We start from the raw sequence: 3,176 nt of genomic DNA, 5'->3' as shown, positions 1-3,176 counted from the left end.
CGCGCATCGAGCGCGCGGGCACGAACCGCTGGTCGACGGGCAAGGAGCAGCTGTTCCTGGAGGAGCTGGCCGCGACGGGCAACGTCACCGCCGCCGCGGCGGCCGCTCGCGTGTCGCCGGCGGCGCTGTACGCGCGCAAGGCGAAGTGGCCGGGCTTCGCCGACCAGTGGCGCACGGCGCTGCGCGAGGGCTGGGAGCGGCTGGAGGAGCATCTGGTCCGCGCCGCCAACGACACGCTCGACCCGTCCCCGCTCGCGCCGGCGTGCCCGCCCCCGGCCGCGCGCGGGTTGGTTGATCAGGGGCCGGGGATGACGATCGACCAGGCGATCATCCTGTGGAAGGCGCACCGCGCGGAGGCGAAGGGCGAACCCGACGACCGCCGCCTGCGACGCCGCGCGGAACCCTCGATGGACGAGGTCCGCGCGGAGGTGCTGCGCCGGGTGCGGGCGATGGGCGGGTGAGGGGGGCGTTCGACCCCGCTGAACCATTTCTTGATGCAATCGTCGTTATCGTCGCTCGCGAGCGGCTCGATTGACTTCGAAAAGGAGGCGGATATGACCGCGATGATGATCGAGCCGGACGAAGCCCCGATTGTTCAGCTCTTCCTGACCGTATCGTTCACGCCAGCCCTGTCCGACCTCAGCATCCTGGACCTTGCCGACGTGCAACGGTTGTTCCGCGATGAGTTTCCCGTCTTCAAGCAACTCAAGCGGGCGGGACCGATGTCGTTTCAGCTTGAACAGAACGAGCCCGATCTGGCCCAGATCATGGGTTTGCCGCGTCTGGCCTTTGCCTCTGAATCGACCGGAACCCAGGTGCTGTTTCAGAACGATCGCGTTTCGTTCAGTTGGAACAGGACGTCGACGCTGGATGCCAAGCCCGATTATCCGGGGTTCGACGCGCTGTTCACCCAGTTCAAGCGTCATATAGGGGCCATCGTCAGCTGGGCTGGCGCGCGCGACATCGAGATCGCGCCGAGTGTCGGCGAGCTTGCCTATACGGACGCTTTCACCCTTCAGACGGAGGATGGGACGCCGAGGTGCATTTCGGACATCTTCGGTTTCGTCAGCCCGCCGGAGAAAAATCCAGCATATATGTTCGATTATAGCTGGGCCGAAAGCCTGCCGGACGAGCAGGACGGATATCTCGACGTGACCGCTTCCGGCCCCGCATCATCGCCGGACGGCGTGGAGGTGGCGACGTTGGAGACCACCGCGCGGTTCGATGCGAGCGGAGGATGGAGCGATCTGTCACGGCCGTTCGGCAGCGCGCATCAGGCGGCGCACGGCCTCTTTCGCCGGGTGGTCAAACCAGCGACGAGCGCTAGATAGGAACGATGCGCATGCACGGCATTCATCGAGCGGCGAACGCGATCGGCATCTTCACCGCGTCGACGACGCCGGCGGCGGCGATCGTCCCCAATCGCTCCGCCGTGATCCATAGCTGGCCGGACCGGACGACGGCCGATGACACGAACTCGTCGACGCGCAGCGTCATCGCGAGGGTCACCAATATCAGGACGATGCGCACGAGGTTCGCCGCGTTGCGCGCCTTGCGCGACGGTTGGGACGGTCCCGCTTCGGTCGCGCCCGATCCGGCGATCATGGCGCGCGCGGGCAGCATCCTAGAACACGCGTTGCGCAATCTGCCCGGTGTCGATGCGCCGGCGATCGTGCCCCTCGCGGACGGCGGCTTGCAAGCTGAGTGGTACACGGCCGATCATCGTTTCGAGATCTATTTCGAAGCGGATGGCGAGGTCGCGGCCTGGAGCGAGGATCGTGCGACGGGCGTGGAGCACGAGGCGGAAGGCGCCGAGGCCGAGCAGATGCTCGCGCGATGGGCCGGGCGGCTGGACGTAGAACGGCCTGCGTTCGCCTGACGCCGGGTGGCGGTCGAGATCATTTCGCCGTTAAGCGGCGGCCTGCGCGCTTTGCGCGAGGTGCAAGCACCCGAACAAGTCACAGAAGCGATGGATCGGCCTGGAGGCTATCGGGTGTCGTCGGCGGCGTTCAGGCCCCAGAGCGACGGCAGCGTCTCGGTCGATCTCGAGGAGTCGCTGGTGCGGTCCGGACTTAACGCCCGCTCCCGGTATCCCGCGATGCCGCGCGCAGTTGCGTTGGTGGCCCACCGGGTGGATGCGATAACGGCGCGGAGGGCGACAGTCCTGCACGTGCCGGTCGCCGGAAATCCACATCACGGCGAAATACGTATGGCTGGGATGACCAAGGCGCAGATACGTGCAGCAGCGCGCAGCTTGGCCGACCAGTGCGAGATACTGGAAGCCATCGACGTCGACGAGGTGAAGCGCCAGTCGGCAAGTCAACGAAGCAGTCTGAACTAGTCGTCTCGATACCCTGGCTTCTGTGGTTGGTCGCCCACCGGTCGAAACGCCGGCGTCCGCCCATCGACCCGCCTCCCCCACAAACGGAGCCCCCCATGCCCCCGCTGCTCGCCACCCTCCTCCGCCTCCCGCCGGAGGAGCAGGCGGCGGTCGTGCGGTCGTTGCCCGATGGGCATCTGCGCCGCTGGGCGCGCGAGTTCGGGGAGTGGGCGCATGACGGGCAGGCGGCGCCCGCGGGGGACTGGCGGACGTGGGTGGTCATGGGCGGGCGCGGGTTCGGGAAGACGCGGGCGGGGGCGGAGTGGGTGCTGGGCGAGGTGCGCGCCTGGGGGGAGGGGGTGGAGTCCCCTCGGGCGGCGAGCCGTCACGGGAGCGAATCCCGTGACGTCGAACAGGCTCGGCCCTGCCGACCTGTCGGCCGATCCCGCGCGTTCCGGGTGGCTCTGGTCGGGGCGACGGTCGAGGACGCGCGCTCGATCATGGTGGAAGGCCCCAGCGGGCTGCTCGCGCTCGCAAGGCCGGGGGAGATCGCGCGGTGGCGGGCCGCCGACCGCCGGCTGGAATGGACCAACGGCGCGGTGGCCTCGCTGTTCTCCGGCCGCAGTCCGCAGGGGCTGCGCGGGCCGGAGCACGACATCGCCTGGTGCGACGAGCTGGGCAAGTGGCGCCACGCGCAGGCCGCTTGGGACATGCTGCAGCTCGGGCTGCGCCGCGGGGAGCGGCCGCGCGCCGTCGTCGCGGTTATCCCACAATGTGATACCTGTTCTCAGATTGTCAAAGGGCGTCCGCGGCGAAACGGAGACGTGCCGAGCCGGGCGATGTGCCGCCCGGACCG

5 protein-coding genes and 1 pseudogene are annotated in these 3,176 nt (G+C 68.4%); 5 read left to right on the top strand and 1 reads right to left on the bottom strand.

What is annotated here, in order from left to right; all coding sequences use genetic code 11:
* Both HUV01_RS14230 and HUV01_RS14225 read left to right on the top strand, forming a co-directional pair.
* Window positions 1–461: pseudogene (locus tag HUV01_RS14230) on the top strand (hypothetical protein); the annotation flags it as partial.
* Between the two features lie 93 nt (window positions 462–554).
* The gene (locus HUV01_RS14225) at window positions 555–1,331 is read left to right on the top strand and encodes a TIGR04255 family protein (RefSeq protein ID WP_174298867.1); all 777 of its coding nucleotides are present in this window, start codon (window positions 555–557) and stop codon (window positions 1,329–1,331) included.
* A 22-nt stretch (window positions 1,332–1,353) separates the two neighbouring features.
* Here HUV01_RS14225 and HUV01_RS14220 read toward each other — a convergent pair whose 3' ends face one another.
* Window positions 1,354–1,530, bottom strand: a complete 177-nt coding sequence (locus tag HUV01_RS14220) for a hypothetical protein (protein ID WP_174298866.1) — start codon at window positions 1,528–1,530, stop codon at window positions 1,354–1,356.
* Between the two features lie 13 nt (window positions 1,531–1,543).
* On the opposite strand from HUV01_RS14220, the gene HUV01_RS14215 reads away from it, so the two are divergent.
* The 3 genes from HUV01_RS14215 to HUV01_RS14205 all read left to right on the top strand — a co-directional run.
* Window positions 1,544–1,879: a hypothetical protein gene (locus HUV01_RS14215; RefSeq protein ID WP_217431021.1), complete on the top strand. Its 336-nt coding sequence runs from the start codon at window positions 1,544–1,546 to the stop codon at window positions 1,877–1,879.
* A gap of 6 nt (window positions 1,880–1,885) precedes the next feature.
* Window positions 1,886–2,341 carry a hypothetical protein gene (locus HUV01_RS14210; protein WP_174298864.1) on the top strand — a complete coding sequence of 152 codons (456 nt, stop codon included), beginning with the start codon at window positions 1,886–1,888 and terminating at the stop codon, window positions 2,339–2,341.
* Window positions 2,342–2,436: 95 nt separating this feature from the next.
* Window positions 2,437–3,176: terminase large subunit domain-containing protein (locus tag HUV01_RS14205; RefSeq protein WP_174298863.1), on the top strand; the 740-nt coding region annotated here is incomplete at its 3' end.

This window comes from Sphingomonas bacterium, assembly GCF_903643035.1.
Taxonomy (GTDB): Bacteria; Pseudomonadota; Alphaproteobacteria; order Sphingomonadales; family Sphingomonadaceae; genus Sphingomonas.
Note: the sequence above shows the minus strand (reverse complement) of the source record. Positions and strands in the feature narration are given on the sequence as shown.